At 74.1% G+C, this 18,710-nt stretch carries 21 protein-coding genes; 8 read left to right on the top strand and 13 right to left on the bottom strand.

Features of this window, described 5'->3' with window-relative positions:
* Nucleotides 1-35 precede the first annotated feature (35 nt).
* The 8 genes from BDZ31_RS17985 to tsaB form a co-directional block, all read right to left on the bottom strand.
* Nucleotides 36-2,102, bottom strand: coding sequence for a sodium-translocating pyrophosphatase (locus BDZ31_RS17985; protein WP_183343736.1), 2,067 nt, complete (start codon nt 2,100-2,102; stop codon nt 36-38).
* Nucleotides 2,103-2,316: 214 nt separating this feature from the next.
* Nucleotides 2,317-2,820 carry a hypothetical protein gene (locus BDZ31_RS17980; protein WP_183343735.1) on the bottom strand — a complete coding sequence of 168 codons (504 nt, stop codon included), beginning with the start codon at nt 2,818-2,820 and terminating at the stop codon, nt 2,317-2,319.
* Nucleotides 2,817-3,962, bottom strand: coding sequence for a carboxylate-amine ligase (locus BDZ31_RS17975; protein WP_183343734.1), 1,146 nt, complete (start codon nt 3,960-3,962; stop codon nt 2,817-2,819). Before BDZ31_RS17975 ends, BDZ31_RS17980 begins: the two co-directional genes overlap by 4 nt.
* 37 nt (nt 3,963-3,999) lie before the next feature.
* Complete coding sequence (locus tag BDZ31_RS17970; protein ID WP_183343733.1) at nt 4,000-4,665, bottom strand: redox-sensing transcriptional repressor Rex; 666 nt, start codon at nt 4,663-4,665, stop codon at nt 4,000-4,002.
* A 46-nt stretch (nt 4,666-4,711) separates the two neighbouring features.
* Nucleotides 4,712-4,951 carry a glutaredoxin family protein gene (locus BDZ31_RS17965; RefSeq protein ID WP_183343732.1) on the bottom strand — a complete coding sequence of 80 codons (240 nt, stop codon included), beginning with the start codon at nt 4,949-4,951 and terminating at the stop codon, nt 4,712-4,714.
* Complete coding sequence (gene tsaD / locus BDZ31_RS17960; RefSeq protein WP_343075623.1) at nt 4,948-5,988, bottom strand: tRNA (adenosine(37)-N6)-threonylcarbamoyltransferase complex transferase subunit TsaD; 1,041 nt, start codon at nt 5,986-5,988, stop codon at nt 4,948-4,950. The genes BDZ31_RS17965 and tsaD overlap by 4 nt, the downstream gene beginning before the upstream one ends.
* Nucleotides 5,985-6,503: a ribosomal protein S18-alanine N-acetyltransferase gene (gene rimI, locus BDZ31_RS17955; RefSeq protein WP_183343731.1), complete on the bottom strand. Its 519-nt coding sequence runs from the start codon at nt 6,501-6,503 to the stop codon at nt 5,985-5,987. Before rimI ends, tsaD begins: the two co-directional genes overlap by 4 nt.
* Nucleotides 6,500-7,372, bottom strand: coding sequence for a tRNA (adenosine(37)-N6)-threonylcarbamoyltransferase complex dimerization subunit type 1 TsaB (gene tsaB, locus BDZ31_RS17950; protein ID WP_183343730.1), 873 nt, complete (start codon nt 7,370-7,372; stop codon nt 6,500-6,502). Before tsaB ends, rimI begins: the two co-directional genes overlap by 4 nt.
* A gap of 167 nt (nt 7,373-7,539) precedes the next feature.
* Here tsaB and BDZ31_RS17945 point away from each other — a divergent pair, with 167 nt between their 5' ends.
* On the top strand, nt 7,540-8,484 hold the full coding sequence (locus tag BDZ31_RS17945) for a CAP domain-containing protein (protein WP_183343729.1): 945 nt from the start codon (nt 7,540-7,542) through the stop codon (nt 8,482-8,484).
* On the opposite strand, the gene tsaE is transcribed toward BDZ31_RS17945, so the two are convergent.
* The 4 genes from tsaE to BDZ31_RS17925 form a co-directional block, all read right to left on the bottom strand.
* A complete protein-coding gene (gene tsaE / locus BDZ31_RS17940) occupies nt 8,465-8,920 on the bottom strand; it encodes a tRNA (adenosine(37)-N6)-threonylcarbamoyltransferase complex ATPase subunit type 1 TsaE (RefSeq protein ID WP_183343728.1) in 456 nt (151 codons plus the stop codon). The two genes, BDZ31_RS17945 and tsaE, sit on opposite strands and share 20 nt — an antisense overlap.
* Nucleotides 8,917-9,516: a hypothetical protein gene (locus BDZ31_RS17935; protein WP_183343727.1), complete on the bottom strand. Its 600-nt coding sequence runs from the start codon at nt 9,514-9,516 to the stop codon at nt 8,917-8,919. Before BDZ31_RS17935 ends, tsaE begins: the two co-directional genes overlap by 4 nt.
* A 270-nt stretch (nt 9,517-9,786) precedes the next feature.
* Nucleotides 9,787-11,886, bottom strand: a complete 2,100-nt coding sequence (locus BDZ31_RS17930; protein WP_183343726.1) for an AAA family ATPase — start codon at nt 11,884-11,886, stop codon at nt 9,787-9,789.
* Nucleotides 11,887-11,942: 56 nt separating this feature from the next.
* Entirely contained in the window at nt 11,943-12,707 is a 765-nt protein-coding gene (locus BDZ31_RS17925) for a uracil-DNA glycosylase family protein (protein WP_221243146.1), read from the bottom strand.
* A gap of 118 nt (nt 12,708-12,825) precedes the next feature.
* Here BDZ31_RS17925 and BDZ31_RS17920 point away from each other — a divergent pair, with 118 nt between their 5' ends.
* From BDZ31_RS17920 to BDZ31_RS17890, 7 genes are all read left to right on the top strand, one after another.
* The gene (locus tag BDZ31_RS17920; protein ID WP_183343724.1) at nt 12,826-13,620 is read left to right on the top strand and encodes a DUF2520 domain-containing protein; all 795 of its coding nucleotides are present in this window, start codon (nt 12,826-12,828) and stop codon (nt 13,618-13,620) included.
* The gene (gene panC / locus BDZ31_RS17915) at nt 13,617-14,489 is read left to right on the top strand and encodes a pantoate--beta-alanine ligase (protein ID WP_221243145.1); all 873 of its coding nucleotides are present in this window, start codon (nt 13,617-13,619) and stop codon (nt 14,487-14,489) included. Before BDZ31_RS17920 ends, panC begins: the two co-directional genes overlap by 4 nt.
* Entirely contained in the window at nt 14,486-14,866 is a 381-nt protein-coding gene (gene panD / locus BDZ31_RS17910; protein ID WP_183343723.1) for an aspartate 1-decarboxylase, read from the top strand. The genes panC and panD overlap by 4 nt, the downstream gene beginning before the upstream one ends.
* A gap of 38 nt (nt 14,867-14,904) precedes the next feature.
* The gene (panB, locus tag BDZ31_RS17905; protein ID WP_183343722.1) at nt 14,905-15,798 is read left to right on the top strand and encodes a 3-methyl-2-oxobutanoate hydroxymethyltransferase; all 894 of its coding nucleotides are present in this window, start codon (nt 14,905-14,907) and stop codon (nt 15,796-15,798) included.
* Between the two features lie 198 nt (nt 15,799-15,996).
* Complete coding sequence (locus BDZ31_RS17900; RefSeq protein ID WP_183343721.1) at nt 15,997-16,623, top strand: DUF47 domain-containing protein; 627 nt, start codon at nt 15,997-15,999, stop codon at nt 16,621-16,623.
* 43 nt (nt 16,624-16,666) lie between these two features.
* Nucleotides 16,667-17,782 carry an inorganic phosphate transporter gene (locus BDZ31_RS17895; protein ID WP_183343720.1) on the top strand — a complete coding sequence of 372 codons (1,116 nt, stop codon included), beginning with the start codon at nt 16,667-16,669 and terminating at the stop codon, nt 17,780-17,782.
* The gene (locus BDZ31_RS17890; RefSeq protein WP_183343719.1) at nt 17,779-18,075 is read left to right on the top strand and encodes a hypothetical protein; all 297 of its coding nucleotides are present in this window, start codon (nt 17,779-17,781) and stop codon (nt 18,073-18,075) included. The genes BDZ31_RS17895 and BDZ31_RS17890 overlap by 4 nt, the downstream gene beginning before the upstream one ends.
* Nucleotides 18,076-18,102: 27 nt before the next feature.
* Here BDZ31_RS17890 and BDZ31_RS17885 read toward each other — a convergent pair whose 3' ends face one another.
* Nucleotides 18,103-18,708, bottom strand: coding sequence for an acyltransferase (locus BDZ31_RS17885; protein WP_183343718.1), 606 nt, complete (start codon nt 18,706-18,708; stop codon nt 18,103-18,105).
* Nucleotides 18,709-18,710 lie beyond the last annotated feature (2 nt).

The following is an 18,710-nucleotide window of genomic DNA, read 5'->3' as shown; positions in this document are numbered from 1 at the left end:
CCGGGGTGCGGCTGTCCGCACCCCGTTTCCCGACCTCACACGATCAGCGGGATGATCAGGATCGCGACGATGTTGGCGACCTTGATCATCGGGTTGATCGCCGGGCCTGCGGTGTCCTTGTAGGGGTCGCCGACCGTGTCGCCGGTGACCGCCGCGGCATGGGCCTCCGAGCCCTTGCCGCCGAAGGCGCCGTCCTCGATCAGCTTCTTCGCGTTGTCCCACGCGCCGCCGCCGGAGGTCATCGAGACGGCCATGAAGAGGCCGACGACGATCACGCCGATCAGCAGGCCGCCGAGCGCCTCGACCGACAGCAGGCCGACGACCAGGGTGATCACGATCGGGATCAGCGACGGCAGGATCATCTCCCGCTGCGCCGAGCGCGTCACGATGTCGACGCAGGTGCCGTACTCGGGCTGCTGGGAGCCGTCCATGATCCCCGGCCGCTCGCGGAACTGGCGGCGGACCTCCTCGACGACGGCGCCGCCGGCGCGGCCGACCGCCTCCATCGAGAGGGCGGCGAAGAGGTAGACCATCATGCCGCCGATCAGCAGCCCGATCAGCACCGCCGGGTCGCCGAGCGCGTAGGAGACGCTCGCCTCGCCGGCGTCGCTGAGCGCCACGTCGAGCTCGTGCTCGAAGGCGGCGAAGAGGACGAGCGCGGCGAGCGCGGCCGAGCCGATCGCGTAGCCCTTCGTGACCGCCTTCGTCGTGTTGCCGACGGCGTCGAGCGGGTCGGTCACGTTGCGGACCTCCTCGGGCAGATCGGCCATCTCGGCGATCCCGCCGGCGTTGTCGGTGATCGGCCCGAAGGCGTCGAGCGCGACGATCAGCCCGGTCAGCGACAGCTGCGCCATCACCGCGACGCCGATCCCGTAGATGCCGGCGAGGTCGTTGGCCCACAGGATCCCGAGCGCGATCACGAGCGCCGGCGCGGCGGTCGACTGGAAGCCCTGCGCGAGCCCCTGGATGATGTTCGTCGCGTGGCCGGTCTCCGACGCTCTCGCGGTCGACTTGACCGGCGAGAAGCGCGTCGAGGTGTAGTAGTCGGTGATCACGAACAGCAGGCCGGTGACGGCGAGGCCGATCAGCGAGCAGACGTACAGCTCGCCGACCGACGGCGCCATGTCGCCGGCGTCGATCGCCGAGAGGTCGTCCATCAGCCAGTTCGTGATCGGGTAGAAGGCCGCCGCCGCCAGCACGCCGGAGACGATCAGCCCCTTGTAGAGCGCGTTCTCGACGTTGCCGCTCGCCGAGCGGACGAAGTAGGTGCCGATGATCGAGGCGATGATCGAAACGGCGCCGATCACGAGCGGGTAGATCGCGACCGCGCTCGCCTCCTGGAAGGTGAGGACGCCGAGCAGCATCACCGCGACCGCCGTCACCGCGTAGGTCTCGAACAGGTCGGCGGCCATGCCGGCGCAGTCGCCGACGTTGTCGCCGACGTTGTCGGCGATCACCGCCGGGTTGCGCGGGTCGTCCTCCGGGATGCCGGCCTCGATCTTGCCGACGAGGTCGGCGCCGACGTCGGCGCCCTTCGTGAAGATGCCGCCGCCGAGCCGCGCGAAGACCGAGATCAGCGAGCCGCCGAAGCCGAGGCCGATCAGCGCGTCGACGGCCTCCTTCGGCGTCTGGTCGACCCAGGCGGTGAGGATCCCGTAGTACGCGGCGACGCCGACGAGCGCCAGGCCGACGACGAGCAGCCCCGTCACCGCGCCGCCGCGGAAGGCGACGCTGAGCGCCTTCGGCACGCCCTCGCGCGCGGCCTCGGCGACGCGCGCGTTCGCGCGCACCGAGACGTTCATGCCGATGTACCCGGCCGCCGCCGAGGAGAGCCCGCCGATCGCGAAGCCGATCGCGACCCAGATGTCCTGGATGAAGATCAGCGCGACGAACAGCACGACGCCGACGATCCCGATCGTCGTGTACTGGCGGTTGAGGTAGGCGGAGGCGCCCTCCTGGACCGCGCCGGAGATCGATCGCATCCGCTCGTTGCCCGGCGAGAGCGCGAGCAGCTGCCGCACGGTGACGGCGCCGTAGACCAGCGCGCAGGCTGCGCACGCCAGTGCGACGAGTACGCCGTGGTCGGTCAGGAAACTGGACAAGACGATGATCCTCCAGATTCAGTTGAACGACGACGGCACGCCAGGTCAGCGCGCCGGGCAAGGCGACGAAGCCGCGGCGACGAGGCTCTCCACGACCTCGATCAGGCGGGCGCGAGCCTACCGCACGTCATGGACGTGCGGTCAAGTCTCAACCGCGTGTGTCAGCGCGCGTTCGGCGCGTGTTTGGAGCGATCTCGCAGCGGTTCTCGGAGCGCTACTGCCCCGGAACCCAGAGCCGTCCGCTTCTCTGCGCCGGGCCCGGCCCCTCGGGTCTCGGCTGCGGCGGCTGCGGCGCGGCGCCGGCGCCGGCGCCCGGCTCGGAACCGGCCGGCGGCTGCTGCGGCGCGGCCGGTCCGCCGGGGCCGCCCGGCGCGCCGGCCGGGCTCTCGCCGGCGGTCGCGCCGCCCTGCTCGGTCGCCTGCACGTACGCGAGCTGCAGCTGGGAGAGCGCGTCGCGGATCGGTCTCGCCTGCTCGCCGGCGATCAGGTCGACGAGCGGCAGCAGCGAGCGGACGCCCTCGATGCCGACGCGGACCTGGTCGAGGTCGCGCTCTCTCTCACTGCCGGGCACCAGCCCGGCGCGCATGACGGTGACGTTGAGGATCGAGACGGCCGCCTCCAGCACGACCTGCTCGACGCGCACCTTCTTCAGCTCCTCCTGGAGCGCGGCGCGCATCTCCTCTTCGGTCGGTTGACGCTGCGGATCCTCTGCGCTCACACGATCACCTCCTGGGCGTATGTCTCGCGGGTGTCGCGGACGGTCGCCGCGTAGACCTCTTCGATGCCCGCTCCGGCGTCGATCATGCGCCGTTGGCGCTGGGCGCCGTTCAACTCGGGCAGCGCGACCTCGATGCCGAGCTCGGCGCGCAGCGGCGCCGTCCACGCGAGCAGGCGCTCGAGCGCGGCCGCGCCAGGGAACTCGACGGCGCGCTCGAGGTCGATCAGCGGGGCGTCGAGGCCGTGGCGGATCGCCCGCCACATGTTCTCCTCGATCAGCCGCGGCGCCGGGTCGACGAACGGGACGCCCTCCTCGACGTCGCGTGCCGCCTGCGCGACGCAGGCGACGATCAGCGCCGCCAGCGCGTCGGACTCGCCGGCGGTCGACTGGGCGTCGCAGATCCGCACCTCGACGGTGCCGTAGGAGAGGTGCGGCCGGACCGACCACCAGACCTGCGTGTACTCGACGATCGAGTTGGTCTTCAGCAGGAAGTCGAGGTATTGCTCGAACGCGCTCCACGAGCCGAACGCGTCGGGGACGCCGCAGCGCGGGAACGACTTCGTGAACGTCTGCGTGCGCGCGCTGTGGAGGCCCGAGTCGCGCCCGTCGACGTACGGCGAGTTGGCCGAGATCGCCAGCAGCAGCGGCAGCACGGGACGGAGCCGGTCGCAGACCTGGATCGCGCGGTCGGCGCCGCGGACCCCGACGTGGACGTGGAGCGAGAAGGTGTTGTTGCGCCACGCGACGTACTTCAGCCCCTCCTCGACGCGGTGGTAGTGCTCCGTGTCGATGATCCGCTGGTCGCGGTAGTCGGAGAACGGGTGGGTGCCGGTCGCGCCGAGCGCGATCCCCCGCTCGACGGCGAGCGCGAACAGCCGCCGCCGGCGCTCGTGCTGGCGGGCGCGGGCGTCGGCGAGGTCGGCACCCCGGCCGGAGCGGATCTCGATCTCGGAGGAGATCAGCTCGCCGGCTATCGACTCGGCCATCAGCGGGTCGGCGCCGGCGGCGTCGCGCAGCTCCTCGAAGCGCGGGACGAGCGCCAGCGAGCCGGCGTCGAGGACGGCGAACTCCTCCTCGAGGCCGACGGTGAAGTCGGTCGATTCCTCGAAGACGCGGCGGGCGTTGGCGAAGTCGATGCTCATCGGTCTGCGGACCGTCGGAGGCCTGCGGCGCGCGGCCTCAGGTGAGGTAGAAGTAGAGCGCGTAGAGCAGGTCGACCGCGGGGCTCGAGGTGTGCACGGTCACCTCCGGCGGGACCTGCAGCAGCGCCTCGGAGTAGTTGAAGATGATCTTGACGCCGGCGGAGACGAGGTCGTCGGCGAGCATCTGCGCGGCGGCGGTCGGGACGGCGAGGACGGCGACGACGATGTCCTCCTCGTCGACGACCGCGCGCAGGTCGCCGGCCGGACGGACGCGGTGGGTGCCGACCAGCTCGCCGATCTTCCCCGGGTCGTTGTCGAAGATCGCGACGACGCGGAAGCCGTGGTCGGCGAAGATGTCGGAGCTGGCGATCGCGCGGCCGAGGTGGCCGGCGCCGAACAGCGCGATGTTGTGCTGGCCCGACGTGCGCAGGATCTTGCGGATCTGCGAGACGAGCGAGTCGACGTTGTAGCCGACGCCGCGCTTGCCGAACTTGCCGAAGCCGGAGAGGTCGCGCCGGATCTGCGTCGAGTTGACGTGCGTGTAGTCGGAGAGCTCCTGGGAGGAGATCGTCTCCTTGCCCATCTTCTTCGCCTGCGTCAGCACCTGCAGGTAGCGCGACAGGCGAGCCGCGACGCCGAGCGTCAGCTTGTCCCCGACCTTCCCGAACGGGGTCTCGGCGTCGTTCTCGATCATGGAGCTCATCGCACCTCACTGTACCGGCGCGGTCGCCGGAGCCGTCCTCTGCCCGTCACGCGGCCAGCCGCCGCCGCAGCTCGTCCTCGTCGACGAACCAGTCGAACAGCTCCTCGCCGTCGAGCGCGACGACCGGGATCCGCTCCAGGTATCGCCGGTGGAGCTCGTCGTCCTGCTCGATGTCGCGCTCCTCCAGCGCGAACGCCAGCTCGGCCCGCAGCCGCTCGAGCGTCTCGCGCGCATCGTCGCAGAGGTGGCAGCCAGGGCGGCCGTAGAGGACGACGGTGCGGCTCACAGGCCCCGCTCGCCGGAGGAGTAGGCGTCGAGCGACAGATAACCGGGGAAGGCGACCGGCTGCGCGAAGCGGGCGGCCGAGGCGATCATCGCCGCGTTGTCGGTGCACAGCTCGCGCGGCGGCACGTGCAGGTCGGGCGCGAGCCGGCGCAGCCGCTCGCGCAGCGGCCCGTTGGCGGCGACGCCGCCGCCGATCGCCAGCCGCTCGATGCCGGTCTCCGCGCGCGCCCGCTCGACCCGCCGCGCGAGCGTCTCGACGATCGCGCGCTGGTAGGAGGCGGCGAGGTCGGCCCGGCGGCGCTCCGTCTCCTCCTCGCCCAGCTCGCGCGTCTTGTAGAGCAGCGCGGTCTTCAGCCCCGAGAAGGAGAAGTCGAGCCCGGGCACCTGCGCCGCGACGGGGAAGGCGAACGCCTCCGGGTCGCCCTCGGCGGCGAGCCGCTGGAGCGCCGGGCCGCCGGGATAGCCGAGGCCGAGCAGGCGCGCGCCCTTGTCGAACGCCTCGCCGGCGGCGTCGTCGCGGGTCGAGCCGAGCACCTCGATCGAGCCGTCCCTCCCCCACCTGGCGCCGTGGTCCTTGACGTGCGCGAGCAGCGTGTGGCCGCCGCTGGCGATCAGGATCAGGAACGGCGGCTCGATCGGGTCGGGCTGCACGAAGGAGGCGGCGACGTGCCCGTGGAGGTGGTCGACGGGAACCAGCGGGAGCCGGTGCGCGGCCGCCAGCGCCTTGGCGGTCGCGACGCCGACGAGCAGGGCGCCGACGAGGCCCGGCCCCTGCGTGACGGCGATCCCGTCGAGCTGCGGGAGCGTCGTGCCGGCCTGCGCCAGCGCGTCCTCGACGACCGTCTCGATCAGCTCGAGGTGGTGGCGCGAGGCGACCTCGGGGACGACGCCGCCGTAGCGGTCGTGGACGCCCTGGGAGGAGATCACGTTCGAGCGGATCTCGCCGTCCCGCGCGACGACCGCCGCGCAGGTGTCGTCGCAGCTGGTCTCGATGGCGAGCAGCAGCCCGCCGCCGTCTCGGTTCGGGCGCTCGCTCACAACGCGACGTTCGGGATGTCGTCGAGCCGGCCGGCGAGCGTCGCGGGCGTGCGCCACATCACGAGCGCGTCCTCGCCGTTGTCCTGGTAGTAGCGGCGCCGCCGGCCGGCCGAGCGGAAGCCGAAGCGCTCGTAGAGGGCGATCGCGCCCTTGTTGGAGGGGCGCACCTCGAGCGTGATCTGCGCCGAGCCGTCGGCGCCGCCGATCCGCTCGATCAGCTCGTTCAGCAGCGCCGTCGCGACGCCCTGGCGGCGCTGGACCGGGTCGACGGCGATGTTCATCAGGTGCCAGACGGTGTCGTAGCGGGAGCAGATCATGTGGCCGACGAGCTCGCCGTCGCGCAGCGCCGCGAGGCAGACGCCCGACGACTTCGACAGCTCCAGCACGAACATCGCCAGCGACCACGGTGTCGGGAAGGCGCGCCGCTCCAGCGCGATCACCTGCGGGAGGTCTGCGTAGGTGAGGCGGCGGATCTTCAGCGGGGTCGACGTTGCGGTCACGGTCTGGGTGCTCATTCCCGCTCGCCGCGTCGGCGGAGCGCCAGCTCGGCGTCGGGCAGTCGCAGATAGGTCGGGACCACCTCGTCACGGGCGAGCGGCTCGAGCGCGGCGCCGAGCCGGCAGTGCGCGACCGCGTCGACCCGGTGCAGCGACGACCCGTCCGCCGGGACGACCGCCCCGGCCGCCTGAAGCTGCTCCCGAAACCTTAGCGCCCCGTCCCCGACCGCCAGCGACGCGGCCGGCAGCTCGGCGACGGCGGCGGCGAGCGCCTCCGGCGAGAGTGCGGCCGGCGCCAGCAGCGGCGCGGCGCGCGGGTCGGCGGCGGCGGCGTGCGGCCAGGCGGCGGCGAACGCCTCGCCGCGGCGGGCGTCGAGGACGGCGAGCAGCGCCGGCGGGGCCTCGCCGTCCGCGGGCGCCTGCCCGGCGGCGGCCTGGTCGCCGGTCGCGGCGGGCTCTCCGGCGGCGGGCGGGGCGGCGGCCTGGTCAGCGGTCGCGGCGGGGTGCTCGCCGGCGGCCTGGTCGGCGGCGGCGGGCGGGGCGGCGGCCTGCGCGGCGAGCGCGTGAAGCGTCGAGACGGCGACGAGCGGCAGGTCGTGGGCGTGCGCCAGGCCGCGCGCGGTCGCGACGCCGATCCGCAGGCCGGTGAAGGTCCCGGGCCCGACGCCGACGGCGATCCGGTCGACCGCCGGCAGCTCGACCCCGGCCTCCTCCAGCAGCGCGACGACGAAGCCGAGCAGCAGCTCCTGGTGGCCGGGACGCTCGCCCGGGGCCGGGTCGTGGCGGCGGCTGAGGAGTCGGCCGTCGTCGAGCGCCAGCGCGACCGACGTCGCCGGGGTCGCGGTGTCGAAGGCGAGGATCGTCATCGCGTCGAAATCGTCGCGCACCGGGCGCGATGATGCGCAGCGAACGCCGACACGCCCGCTTCTTTCCCCACTTTGCGGGATATCCGCCTTTTCTTCGCGTTTCGTCCGCGAAGTCTGACCGCCGGCTCGCATAGGGTCGGCGCCGACCGATGTCGTGGACGAGGGAACGTCGAGGTCGGGCCCGCGTCGTGCTCGCAGCGCTCGCCGTCCTCGGCGCGCTCGCCTGGCAGGCCGCTGCCGCGACGCGCGCCGACGCGGCAGGTGACCTGCGGCGCTGCGGCCCGGACGCCGCACGCCGATGTCATGCGCCGCCGACCCGCGCGACGGAGGCCCGGGCGGGCAGCGACGCACGCCGCTGCAGCCCAGCCGGGATCCGCGCGCTGCGCGGCACCGCGCGTGTCGAGCGAACGGTTCGCTGCCTGCTCAACGCGCGCCGGGCGGCCGCGCGCCTGCGGCCGCTGCGCTACGACCGCTGCCTCGACCGCGCCGCCGAGCGCCACGCGCGCGACATGGTCCACCGGCGCTACTTCGCGCACTCCTCGTGGCGCGGCCGCACGCCGGCCCAGCGGGCGCAGGCGGCCGGCTACGTCCCGCGCCGCGGCAGCTGGCGGATCGGCGAGAACCTCGCGTGGGGCGCGGGGCAGCGCGCGACGGCGCGGGCGGCGGTCCGCGGCTGGCTGCGCAGTCCGCCACACCGCGCCAACGTCCTCGCCGCCGCCTTCCGCGACGTCGGCGTCGCCGTCGTGCGCGGCGCGCCCGTCCGCCATCCGCGCCTGCGCGGCCGCACCGTCCCGACCGCGACCTTCGTCGTCGCCTTCGGCGCCCGCAGCGGCCGCGCCTGCGGCGAGCGGCGGGGCGGCGCGAGAGCCGAGCGGCGCGGCCGGAAGGGCGAGCGGCGGGGCGGCGCGAGAGGCGAGCGGCGGGGCCGGGAAGCCGAGCGGCGCGGCGGTGCGAGAGGTGGACGCCGCGGCGAACCGGGCGAGCGGCGCGGGCGTGGTCGCGAGCGGGGCAGCAGGAAGGGCGAGCGGCGGCGGCACGGAGCCGAGCGGCGCGAGGCGCGGCTCCGCGGGCACGGCGATCGCGAAGCCGAGCGGCGCGGCGGGCGGCAGGCGGTCAGACGGGCTCGACGGTGATGACGCGGGCGTCGCCGCCGGCGTGCTCCAGGCGCACCCGCGCCGCGACCGTGACGCCGGCGTCGGCGAGCGCCGGCTCGGCTGCCCGCGGCCACTCGACGAACGCGATCCGCTCCGGCGTCAGGTAGTCGGCGAGCAGTGCCGGGTCCTCGTCGGCGAGGTCGCCGAGGCGGTACAGGTCGAGGTGCGAGACGCCGACGCGCCCGTGATAGCGCTGGCCGATCGTGAAGGTCGGGCTGGTGACCGCCCCCTCGACGCCGAGCGCGCGGGCGGCGCCGCGCACGAAGGTCGTCTTGCCGGCGCCGAGGTCGCCGGAGAGCAGGACGACGTCGCCCGGCTCCAGCGCGGCGGCGACACGCGCCGCCAGCGCCTCCGTCTCCTCCGGACCGGCGGTCCGGTGCGCTCCTGCGGGCAGCGAGGGGCGCCGGGGGCTCACCGCGGCCCGTCGGCCGTCGGCAGCGAGGCGATCCCGTCGGGCCGCCCGATCCCGATGCGCAGGCCAGCGCCGGTCAGCAGCAGCCCGCCGCCGGCGAGCAGCGTCACCAGCAGCTCCGTGCCGGTGTGCGGGAGCCTGGCGGCCGGCGGGGTGTCGGTCGCGGGAGGCGCCTGGGCCAGCAGCCGCTCCGGGTCGCCGGCGTCGGCGAGGATCTCGTGGTCGTCCGCCGCCAGCGGCGTCGCGGTCGCCTGCGGCGCGTCGCGCGGGACCGGCGCGTCGGTCAGCGGCGCGGAGTCGGCGAGCAGCGCGCCCGGCGTGGTGTCGGCGAGCGCGCCCGGCGTGGTGTCGGCGAGCGCGACCGGCGAGGCGTCGGCGAGCAGCGCGACGGAGGCGGTGTCGGTCAGCGCGACGGGCGAGGTGTCGGCGAGCAGCTCGGCGGAAGCGGTGTCGGCGAGCGCGACGGGCGAGGTGTCGGCGAGCAGCTCGGCGGGAGCGGTGTCCGCGAGCGGCGGGGGAGCGTCGTCGGCGAGCGCCGGCGCGGGCAGCGCCAGCGCGGCGGCGAGCGTGACGGCGGTGAACTGAGCAGTGCGAGGCATCGGGGCGCGGAACCATAACGCCGGCGCCGTCGGAACCGGCCGGCGATTTCCTGCAACGTGCGGAGAAATCGCCCAACTCGGTCTCGTTCCCGCCGCCCCGCCCGACCCCGCCGAAGCCCGTCGCCACCGCGCCCCGCCGACCCGGGGCGAGCGCCTGCGCGCCCGCTTCGCCGCTCGCGCCCGCTTCGCCGCCGCACGCGCGGGCTCCGACCGCGGCCGCCGCGGCCCGTCGCCTTCGCCGGTCCGCCCCGCGGCTCCGAAGACCGGCGCTCAGCGGCCCCCGGGCGGACGCGCCAGCACCTCGACGAGGCGCTCGGCCGCGGTCCGCAGTCGACGGAAGTACGCCGCGCGGCTGAGCGCCAGCTCGTCGGCGGCCTGCTCGTGGCTCGACGCCGGGTCGAGGTAGCCGCGCTCGAGCACGCGGCGCAGCAGCTGCTCGTTGGGCGTGTCGCCGAAGGCCCTGGCGGCGGTCTCCGTCAGCAGCGCGCGGACCGACGCCGCCCGCTGCTCGAGCGTCTCGCCGCGCGCCAGCGGGCTGTCGGCGAGCTTGTGCGGCACGCCCAGGTTGCGCAGCGCCTCGCGCACGTCGTCGAGCGAGACGGCCGCCGCCCCGGCGGCGGACGCCGCGCCCGAGACGGCCGCCGCGCCCGCGGCGGGCCCCGTCGTCCCCGCCGCCCTCGCGGCGGGCGCGCTCACCCCCGGCGCCCCGGGCGGCTCCGGCGAGCGTCCCGGCGACGGAGACCCGGCCGCGCCGTCTGCCGGCGGGTCGGCCGGCGCCAGCCCCAGCTCCCGGTAGATCAGCGCCCGCTGCGCGCCGAGCAGCCCGTCGGGCCCGTAGTCGAGCAGGTAGCAGTGGGTCGGGTGGCCGTCGAGCTCGCAGTCGAGCTGCGGCAGGCGACGGGCGCCGGCCGCCTGCGCGAACGCGACGGCGCGCTCGAGGCGCGGGTCGATCGGCAGGTAGGCCCAGCGCGGGTTCGCCAGCCCCGAGCGGATGATCCCCGACATCCCGAGCATCGCCTGGACGCGGGCGCGCGGGTCGCCGGTGAAGTCGATCGCGACCTGCCACAGCACCGCGCCGCCGCCGCCGTGCTCGCGGGCGTGGGCGAGCCAGCGGCCGAGGACCGGGTCGGCGTAGGCCAGCGGCGGCGCGTTCTGCGGCGTGACCGACAGCTCGAAGCCGCGGATGCGGTCGTCGAGGTCGCGCACGACGGCGATCCGCTCCGGCGCCTGCTCGAAGTACGGCGCCGCCGGCGCCCACCGCTCCGGCACGCGCCAGCGGGCCAGCAGGCGGCGGATCTCCTCCGCGTCGCCGGGGCGGACCTCGTCGAGCCGGTGCTCGCCGGCGCCCTCCCACGAGAAGCCCCAGCGGATCGCCTCGTTGCGGACGAGATGGGCGAGGTCGATCGACAGCAGCTGCTGGCCGGCGCGAGCGCGGGCGTAGAGGTGGTCGGCGATCCGCCGCCGCAGCGCCCGCTCGCGCTCGCGGTCGCGGTGGCGCAGGTCGGCGCGCAGCGCCTTGCGGACCAGCTCGTGGAGCGCGATCCCCTCCCCCAGCGGCTCCGTGAAGCTGCGCTCGCGCAGCCACATGTAGGCCTGGAGGGCGTCGGTCTCCGGCAGCACCTCGCGCAGCAGCTCGATCGTCGTCACGCGCGCGATCGCGGCGACCGCGAGCGGGCCGAGATGCGGCCCGTCGATCTCGGCCTCGGCGAGCCGGCGGATCAGCGCCTGCACCAGCTCCGGCCGCTCGACCTCGTCGCCCCCCGCCGCCCCCGCGGCGCCGAGCGCCTCGTCGCCGGCGAGCGCCAGCGCCAGCGGCGAGCCCTGCGCCCAGCGGATCAGCTCGCGCGTGCGGGCGTCGTCGGCGACGCCGTGGACGGCGAGCAGCTCGCGCGCCTCCGCCGCGGACAGGCCGCTCAGCGGCAGCTGGACCGCGACGCGCTCCCAGCCTCCCTCCAGCCAGCCGCGTCCGGGCCGCTCGCGGCCGGCGATCACGACGAGGGCGCGCTCGGGCAGGCTCGGCACGACGGCGTTGCGGACGTGGCCGTCGAGGCCGCCCATCTGCTCGTAGGTGTCGATCAGGACCAGCGGCTCCAGCTCCTCGCGGGCAGCCGCGAGCGCCGCGTCGAGCGCGGCCGGCACCGGCGCCAGCTCGCGGCCCTCGACGAAGTGGGCGCGGCGGCCGCGTGCCCCGGCCCGCCGCGCCAGCTCGCGCAGCAGCGTGCTCTTGCCGATCCCGCCGGGCCCGTGGACGAGCACGACGCTGGCGCCGCGCTCGCCGTCGAGACAGCGCTCCAGAAAGGCGAGCTCGGCGTCGCGTCCCACGAATCTGCGGCGGTCGCGCTCGGCGATCCGTGCCCCGATCGTCGCCATGCGCGCACGATACGGCGCTGACGCGCCATCCTCCACCCCAGAAGTCGGAGCGGGCCTCAGAAGAGGCCGAGCTGCTGCTCGTTCACCGCCGGGAGATCCTTGGCTGCGGCGCTGTCGGCGCCGTCGGCCGCGGTCGCCGCCGGATCGGGCTCGGCGTCGAGCGGCGCGGCCGCCGCCAGCGCCGGGTCGGGCTCGGGCTCGGGCTCCTCGAAGATCTCGGGATCGGGCTGCGGCGGCGCCGGCGCGGCGAGCAGGTCGGGCAGCAGCGCGAAGTCGGCCCGCAGCGTGTCGAGCATGCGCGGCGTGTAGAGCGCGGCGGCCGGGTGGTAGATCGGCAGGATCGTGACCGCGCGGCGGCCGAGCAGCCGCACCTCCGCCTGGCCGTGGACCCTCGAGATGCCGGTCGGGTCCTCGCGCAGCAGCTTCGTCGAGAAGTTGCCGAGCGTGCAGATCACCTTCGGCTCGATCAGCTCGACCTGGCGGTGGAGGTATTCGCGGCAGGTGTCGATCTCGCTCGGCCGCGGGTCGCGGTTGCCGGGCGGGCGGCATTTGAGCACGTTGGCGATGAAGACGTCGCCGCGGACCAGCCCGACCTCCTCCAGCAGTCTGTCGAGCAGTCTGCCGGCCTGGCCGATGAACGGCAGGCCGCCCCTGTCCTCGTTGGCGCCAGGCGCCTCGCCGACGAACATCAGGTCCGCGTCGGCGTTCCCGGCGCCGAAGACGACGGTCGTGCGGGTCTCTGCGAGCGCGCATCTCGTGCACTGGCTCGCCTCGCGGTACACCTCTTTCAGGCGCTCGCGGCGTTCGACGGCGGTGCTCACCGCCCCGATGGTATTCACGTCGCCGGCCGGCTGTACTACCATGGTGCGAAGCCGCCACCTTCGGGGGCGGACGTGATGTCCGTGTCGCAACCGCACTGCTGCTCGACCGGTATCTCCCATGTGGGAACTGGAACGGGAATCGGATCTCCCTGATCTCACGCGCCTCCGCTGCGCGATCGTCGGCGCCGGCCGCCTCGGCCGCGCGCTCGCGCCTGCGCTGCGCGACGCCGGCATCGCCGTCGAGGGCCCGCTCGGCCGCGGCGCCGACGGCGGCGAGGCCGACATCGTCCTGCTGTGCGTCCCCGACGGCGAGATCGCCGCCGCCGCGGCGGCGATCGCCCCGCGCCCCGGCCGTCTCGTCGGCCACTGCTCGGGCGCGCTGACGCTCGAGCCGCTCGGCGACCACGAGGGCTTCTCGCTCCATCCGCTGATGAGCGTCCCGCTCGACGGCGCCTCGCGGCTGGCCGGCGCCGCCGCCGCCGTCGCGGGCGCGACCGACCGGGCCCGGGCTGTCGCGACCGCGCTCGCCTTCCGCGTCGGGCTGACGCCGGTCGCCGTCGCCGACGAGGACCGTGCGGCCTACCACGCCGCGGCGTCGATCGCGTCGAACTTCCTCGTCACGCTGCAGGCCGCCGCCGAGCAGATGGCCGCCTCGGCCGGGATAGAGCGGGCCGCGCTCGTCCCGCTCGTGCGCGCGGCGCTGGAGAACTGGGCCGCGATCGGGCCCGAGCGGGCGCTGACCGGCCCGCTCGTGCGCGGCGACGAGGAGACGGTCGCGCGTCAGCGCGCCGCGGTCGCCGAGCGCGCGCCGGAGCTGCTGGAGCTGTTCGACGCGCTCGCCGACGCGACGCGCGAGCTGGCACGCGGCACGCGCGCCGCGATCGGCGCCGGGACGACGGAGGAGGATCGATGAGCCTGCGGATCGTGCGCACGGTCGCGGAGCTGCGCGCCCTGCTCGACCCCGCTCGGCGCGCCGGGCAGCGGATCGGGCTCGTCCCGACGATGGGCGCCTTCCACGACGGCCACCGCTCGCTGATGGAGCGGGCCGCCGGCACCTGCGACCTCGTCGTCGTCTCGCTGTTCGTCAACCCGACCCAGTTCGCGCCGACCGAGGACCTCTCCGCCTACCCGCGCGACGAGGCGCGCGACGCCGCGATCGCCGAGGGCGCCGGGGTCGGCGTCCTGTTCGCGCCGGGCGTCGAGGAGGTCTACCCCGACGGCTTCGCGACGACGGTCAGCGTCCGCGGGCTGACCGACGGCCTGGAGGGCGCCCGCCGCCCCGGCCACTTCGACGGCGTCGCGACGGTCGTCGCCAAGCTGCTCAACATGGTCCAGCCGACGGTCGCCTTCTTCGGCCAGAAGGACGCCCAGCAGGCGCTCGTGATCCGCCGGCTGGTGCGGGACCTCGACCTGCCGGTGCGGATCGAGGTCTGCCCGACCGTGCGCGAGCCCGACGGCCTCGCGATGTCGAGCCGCAACGCCTACCTCGGCCCGGAGGATCGCGCCCGCGCGGTCGGCCTCAGCAGGGCGCTCGCCGCCGGCGAGCGGGCGATCGCGGGCGGCGAGCGCGATCCCGACCGGATCGCCGAGATCGGCCGCGCGGTGCTCGCCGACCACGGCATCGAGCCCGAGTACTTCGCCGTCGTCTCGGAGCGCGCGCTGACGCCTGTCGCGTGGATCGAGGACGACGTGCTGCTGGCGGTCGCGGCCCGCGTCGGCCCCGCCCGCCTGATCGACAACACCCCCGTCACGATCTCGAACGGAGTCCCTGAGCGCGCATGATCCGCACGATGCTGAAGTCGAAGATCCACCGCGCGACGGTGACCGACTCAGACCTCCACTACGTCGGCTCGATCACGATCGACCCCGACCTGCTGGAGGCCTCCGACATCCTCGAGCACGAGCAGGTCCACGTCGTCGACGTCGACAACGGCGCCCGCTTCGAGACCTACACGATCGCCGGCGAGCGCGGCTCCGGGGAGATCAAGGTCAACGGCGCGGCGGCGCGCCTCGTGCACCACGGCGACACGATCATCGTCATCTCTTACGCCCAGTACAGCCGGACGGAGCTGGAGCAGTACGTCCCCAGAGTCGTCCACGTCGATGCGGACAACCGCATCGTCACCGTCGACAGCGAGGTGGCGACCCTTCTCTCGTAGGGCGCCAACCACGCCAGACAACAAGGAGCCCTGGACTGATGTCCACCACCCCCATGCCGAAGGCCCCCGCGGCGGCCGGCGCGATCGACCGGCTGCCCGTATCGCTTCCGCAGCTGGCGGAGAAGAAGCGGCTCGGCGAGCCGATCGTGATGGTGACGGCCTACGACTATCCCTCGGCGGTCGTCGCCGAGCAGGCCGGCGTCGACGTCGTGCTGGTCGGCGACTCGGGCGCGATGACCGTGCTCGGGTACCCGTCGACCGTCGAGGTGTCGCTCGACGAGATGGTGATGCTGGCGCGCGCGACCCGTCGTGGGCTGAAGACGCCGCTGCTCGTCGCAGACCTGCCGTTCGGCTCGTTCGAGGCCTCGAACGAGCAGGCGATCGCGACCGCGCAGCGGTTCGTCAAGGAGGCCGGCGCCGACGCGGTCAAGATCGAGGCGATGGGCGTCGCGGCCGAGCGGGCGCGGGCGATCGTCGCGGCCGGGATCCCGGTGATGGGCCACGTCGGCCTGACGCCGCAGACGGCGACCGCGCTCGGCGGCTACCGCGCCCAGGGGCGCACCGCGGCGCGGGCGCTCGACGTCGCGCGGGACGCGCTCGCCTTCCAGGAGGCCGGCTGCTTCTCGATCGTCTTCGAGGCGATCCCGGCGCCGGTCGCGAGCGAGCTGATGGAGCGGATGGAGGTCCCGGTGATCGGCATCGGCGCCGGCGCCTCGACCGACGGTCAGGTGCTCGTCTTCCACGACCTGCTCGGCATCCGCGAGGGCGTCGGCGCGCGCTTCGTCAAGCGCTACGCCGGCCTGATGGACGAGATGGTCGCCGGCGTCCGCGCCTACGCGGACGACGTCCGCGGCCGCCGCTACCCGGAGTCCGATCACACCTACTCGATCGACCCGGGCGAGCTCGAGCGCTTCCGCGGCGAGCTGGGTTGATCGGCCGTCGTCCGGCGCGCGGGGCGGAGTCCGCCGCCCCGCGCGCCGCGCCGCCCGCCGCAGCCTCTACACTTCCGCGCGCCGTTCACAACTCGTGCACGAATCGTTCACACGGCGCAGCGGGATCAGCGTCGGAGCGGGCGTCGCACGACGGACCCCCTGACTCCGATTCCTGCCGCCACAGAGGAGGGTCGCGCCATGGCGCGCCTGTCACAGATCTTCTCCCCCCGTGATCGAGAGTTCTTCGATCTGTTCGAGGAGGCAGGCCGCAACGCACTGCGCGCCGCCGATCTGCTCGACCAGATGCTGCGGAACTTCCCGGAGACGAAGGCGCTCGCCCGCGACATCCTCATCTGCGAGCAGGAGGGCGACCGGATCACGCACGACATCATCCAGCGCCTCAACCACACCTTCGTGACGCCGATCGACCGCGAGGACATCCTCGAGCTGGCGTCGAGAATCGACGACATCGTCGACTACACCGAGGAGGTCGCCGACTACCTCGGCCTGTACAAGATCGAGGCGCCGATGGAGCAGGCGCAGCGGCTGGCGCACATCCTCTTCCAGTCGACGCGGCAGATCGTCGAGGCGATCCCGCGGATGCGCGACTTCAAGGACATCTCGCACTACACCGTCGAGGTCAACCGGCTCGAGAACGAGGCCGACCGCGTCTCGCGCGAGGCGATCGCGTCGCTGTTCGACAACGGCATCGACCCGATGGTCGTGATCCGCTGGAAGGACCTGTTCGAGCGGCTCGAGGACGCGATAGACGCGACCGAGCACGTCGCGAACGTCCTCGAAGGCATCGTCATCAAGAACTCCTAGCGCGCACCCGGCCAGGCGTCCCTCCTCTCCTCCCCGCCTTCCGATGGAAAACGACATCATCCTCGTCATCGTCGTGGCGACCGCGCTGGCGTTCGACTTCACGAACGGCTTCCACGACACGGCGAACGTCGTCGCGACCTCGATCTCGACCCGGGCGCTCAACCCGCGCGTCGCGGTCGCGCTCGCCGCGATACTGAACTTCGTCGGCGCCTTCCTCTCGCTCGAGGTCGCCGGCACGATCGCCAACAACATCGTCGACCAGGGATCGGTGACGACGACGATCGTCTTCGCCGGCTTGGTCGGAGCGATCGTCTGGAACCTGATCACGTGGTACTTCGGGTTGCCGTCGAGCAGCTCGCACGCGCTGATCGGCGGCGTCGTCGGCGCGATGCTGGTCGCCGTCGGGACCGGCGCGATCCACGGCGACGGCATCCTCTCGAAGGTGCTGGTCCCGGCGCTCGTCGCGCCGCTGCTCGCCTTCGCGGCAGCGGGCCTCGCGATCATCTGCGCCTACCGGATCATCGGCAAGCTGGCGCCCGGCCCCGTCAGCCGCGGCTTCCGGCTCGGCCAGGTCTTCTCCGGCGGCCTGCTCGCGCTCGCGCACGGCACCAACGACGCGCAGAAGACGATGGGCATCATCACGCTCGCGCTGATAGCGAGCGGCCACCTCAGCTCCGACGCCGGCGTCCCGACGTGGGTCGTCGTCTCGGCGGCGGCGGCGATCGCGCTCGGCACCTACATGGGCGGCTGGCGGATCATCAAGACGATGGGCAGCCGCATCATCAAGATGGACCCGGCGCAGGGCTTCGCCGCCCAGGGCTCGGGCTCGGCGGTGATCCTCGCGGCGACCCACTTCGGCTACCCGCTGTCGACGACGCACACGATCTCCGGCGCCGTGATGGGCGCGGGCGCCGCGAAGCGGCTGTCGGCCGTGCGCTGGGGCGTCGCCGGCAACATCCTGGTCGCGTGGGTGCTGACGCTCCCGGCCTCGGCGGCCGTCGGCGGCATCGTCTACGCCTTCACGCACCTGTTCGGCGACGGCGCGGCCGGCCCGATCGTCGTCGCGGTGGGCGGCATCGTCTTCATGCTCTACATGTTCGTCCTGCGGATGAGACGCGGCGCGGCGATCACGACGACGGCAACGGAGGGCAACGCATGAGCGCCGCCGCCCTCGCCGTCTCGGCGGTCGCGCTCGTCGGCCAGGCGCCGCTGGTCGCGGCGAAGATCGTCGACTGGGGCCAGCTGCTGGAGGTCGTCGAGGCCGGCCTGATCGCCGGCGTCGGCATCAGCGTCGCCTTCTCGTTGCTGATCCTGGGTGCCGTGCGCGCCGGCGAGGCCCGGCAGGAGTCGCGGACGATCTCGATGGTGCTCCACGGCACGCTGGCCGCGATCATGCTGATCGTCTGCGTCGGCGCGGTCGGATTCGGCGTCAGCACGATGCTGTCGAAGTAGCGCGGGCCCGCCCGCTCCGGCGCGCGTCTACGGCGCCGCCGGGTACTCGACCCGCTTGAGCGCTCTCGCGGGTGCGCCGGCGGCGATCGTGTGGGCCGGGATGTCGGTGGTCACGACCGAGTTGGCGCCGATCACGGCGCGCTCGCCGATCGTCACGCCGCTGGTGACGACGACGTTGGCGCCGCACCAGACGTTGTCGCCGATCCGCGTCGGGCCCTTCGTCGTGAAGCCCTGCCACGGCACCGGCTTGTCGGGATCGTCGAAGCGGTGGTTGCCGTCGGTGACGAAGCAGCCGTTGGCGAACATGCAGTGCTCGCCGATCTCGACCAGCTCCATCGCCGCGACCATCACGCCCATGTTGAGGAAGGAGCCGGCGCCGATCCGGATCCGCGCCTGGTCGGGCGCGGTCAGCCACACGCCCGGCTCGAGCAGGACGCCGGCGCCGATCTCCAGCCGCCCCTCGCGCAGCGCCTCCAGCACGTTGCCGTGCAGCGGCCAGCGTGCGTACGCCTCGCGGCGCATCAGCTCCCAGTGGATGCGACCGCGGTTCCACGGGTGCTCGTTGCGCTGGTACCAGCGCCACTTCTGCGCCCACAGTCGCGCCTGACGGATCAGCTCGGCAGGATCTGCCATCG

It is taken from the genome of Conexibacter arvalis, assembly GCF_014199525.1.
GTDB classification, from domain to species: Bacteria; Actinomycetota; Thermoleophilia; order Solirubrobacterales; family Solirubrobacteraceae; genus Conexibacter; species Conexibacter arvalis.
The sequence above is the reverse complement of the archived record's forward strand: the minus strand, read 5'-3'. Positions and strand labels throughout refer to the sequence as shown.

Coding starts and splice junctions, on each gene's coding strand:
- BDZ31_RS17935 (WP_183343727.1), bottom strand. CDS start 9,516: ATGCCTCGCACTGCTCAGTTCACCGCCGTCACGCTCGCCGCCGCGCTG.
- panC (WP_221243145.1), top strand. CDS start 13,617: ATGAGCCTGCGGATCGTGCGCACGGTCGCGGAGCTGCGCGCCCTGCTC.
- panD (WP_183343723.1), top strand. CDS start 14,486: ATGATCCGCACGATGCTGAAGTCGAAGATCCACCGCGCGACGGTGACC.
- BDZ31_RS17900 (WP_183343721.1), top strand. CDS start 15,997: ATGGCGCGCCTGTCACAGATCTTCTCCCCCCGTGATCGAGAGTTCTTC.
- rimI (WP_183343731.1), bottom strand. CDS start 6,503: ATGAGCACCCAGACCGTGACCGCAACGTCGACCCCGCTGAAGATCCGC.
- BDZ31_RS17930 (WP_183343726.1), bottom strand. CDS start 11,886: ATGGCGACGATCGGGGCACGGATCGCCGAGCGCGACCGCCGCAGATTC.
- BDZ31_RS17890 (WP_183343719.1), top strand. CDS start 17,779: ATGAGCGCCGCCGCCCTCGCCGTCTCGGCGGTCGCGCTCGTCGGCCAG.
- BDZ31_RS17975 (WP_183343734.1), bottom strand. CDS start 3,962: ATGAGCATCGACTTCGCCAACGCCCGCCGCGTCTTCGAGGAATCGACC.
- BDZ31_RS17970 (WP_183343733.1), bottom strand. CDS start 4,665: ATGAGCTCCATGATCGAGAACGACGCCGAGACCCCGTTCGGGAAGGTC.
- BDZ31_RS17885 (WP_183343718.1), bottom strand. CDS start 18,708: ATGGCAGATCCTGCCGAGCTGATCCGTCAGGCGCGACTGTGGGCGCAG.
- BDZ31_RS17920 (WP_183343724.1), top strand. CDS start 12,826: ATGTGGGAACTGGAACGGGAATCGGATCTCCCTGATCTCACGCGCCTC.
- panB (WP_183343722.1), top strand. CDS start 14,905: ATGTCCACCACCCCCATGCCGAAGGCCCCCGCGGCGGCCGGCGCGATC.
- BDZ31_RS17895 (WP_183343720.1), top strand. CDS start 16,667: ATGGAAAACGACATCATCCTCGTCATCGTCGTGGCGACCGCGCTGGCG.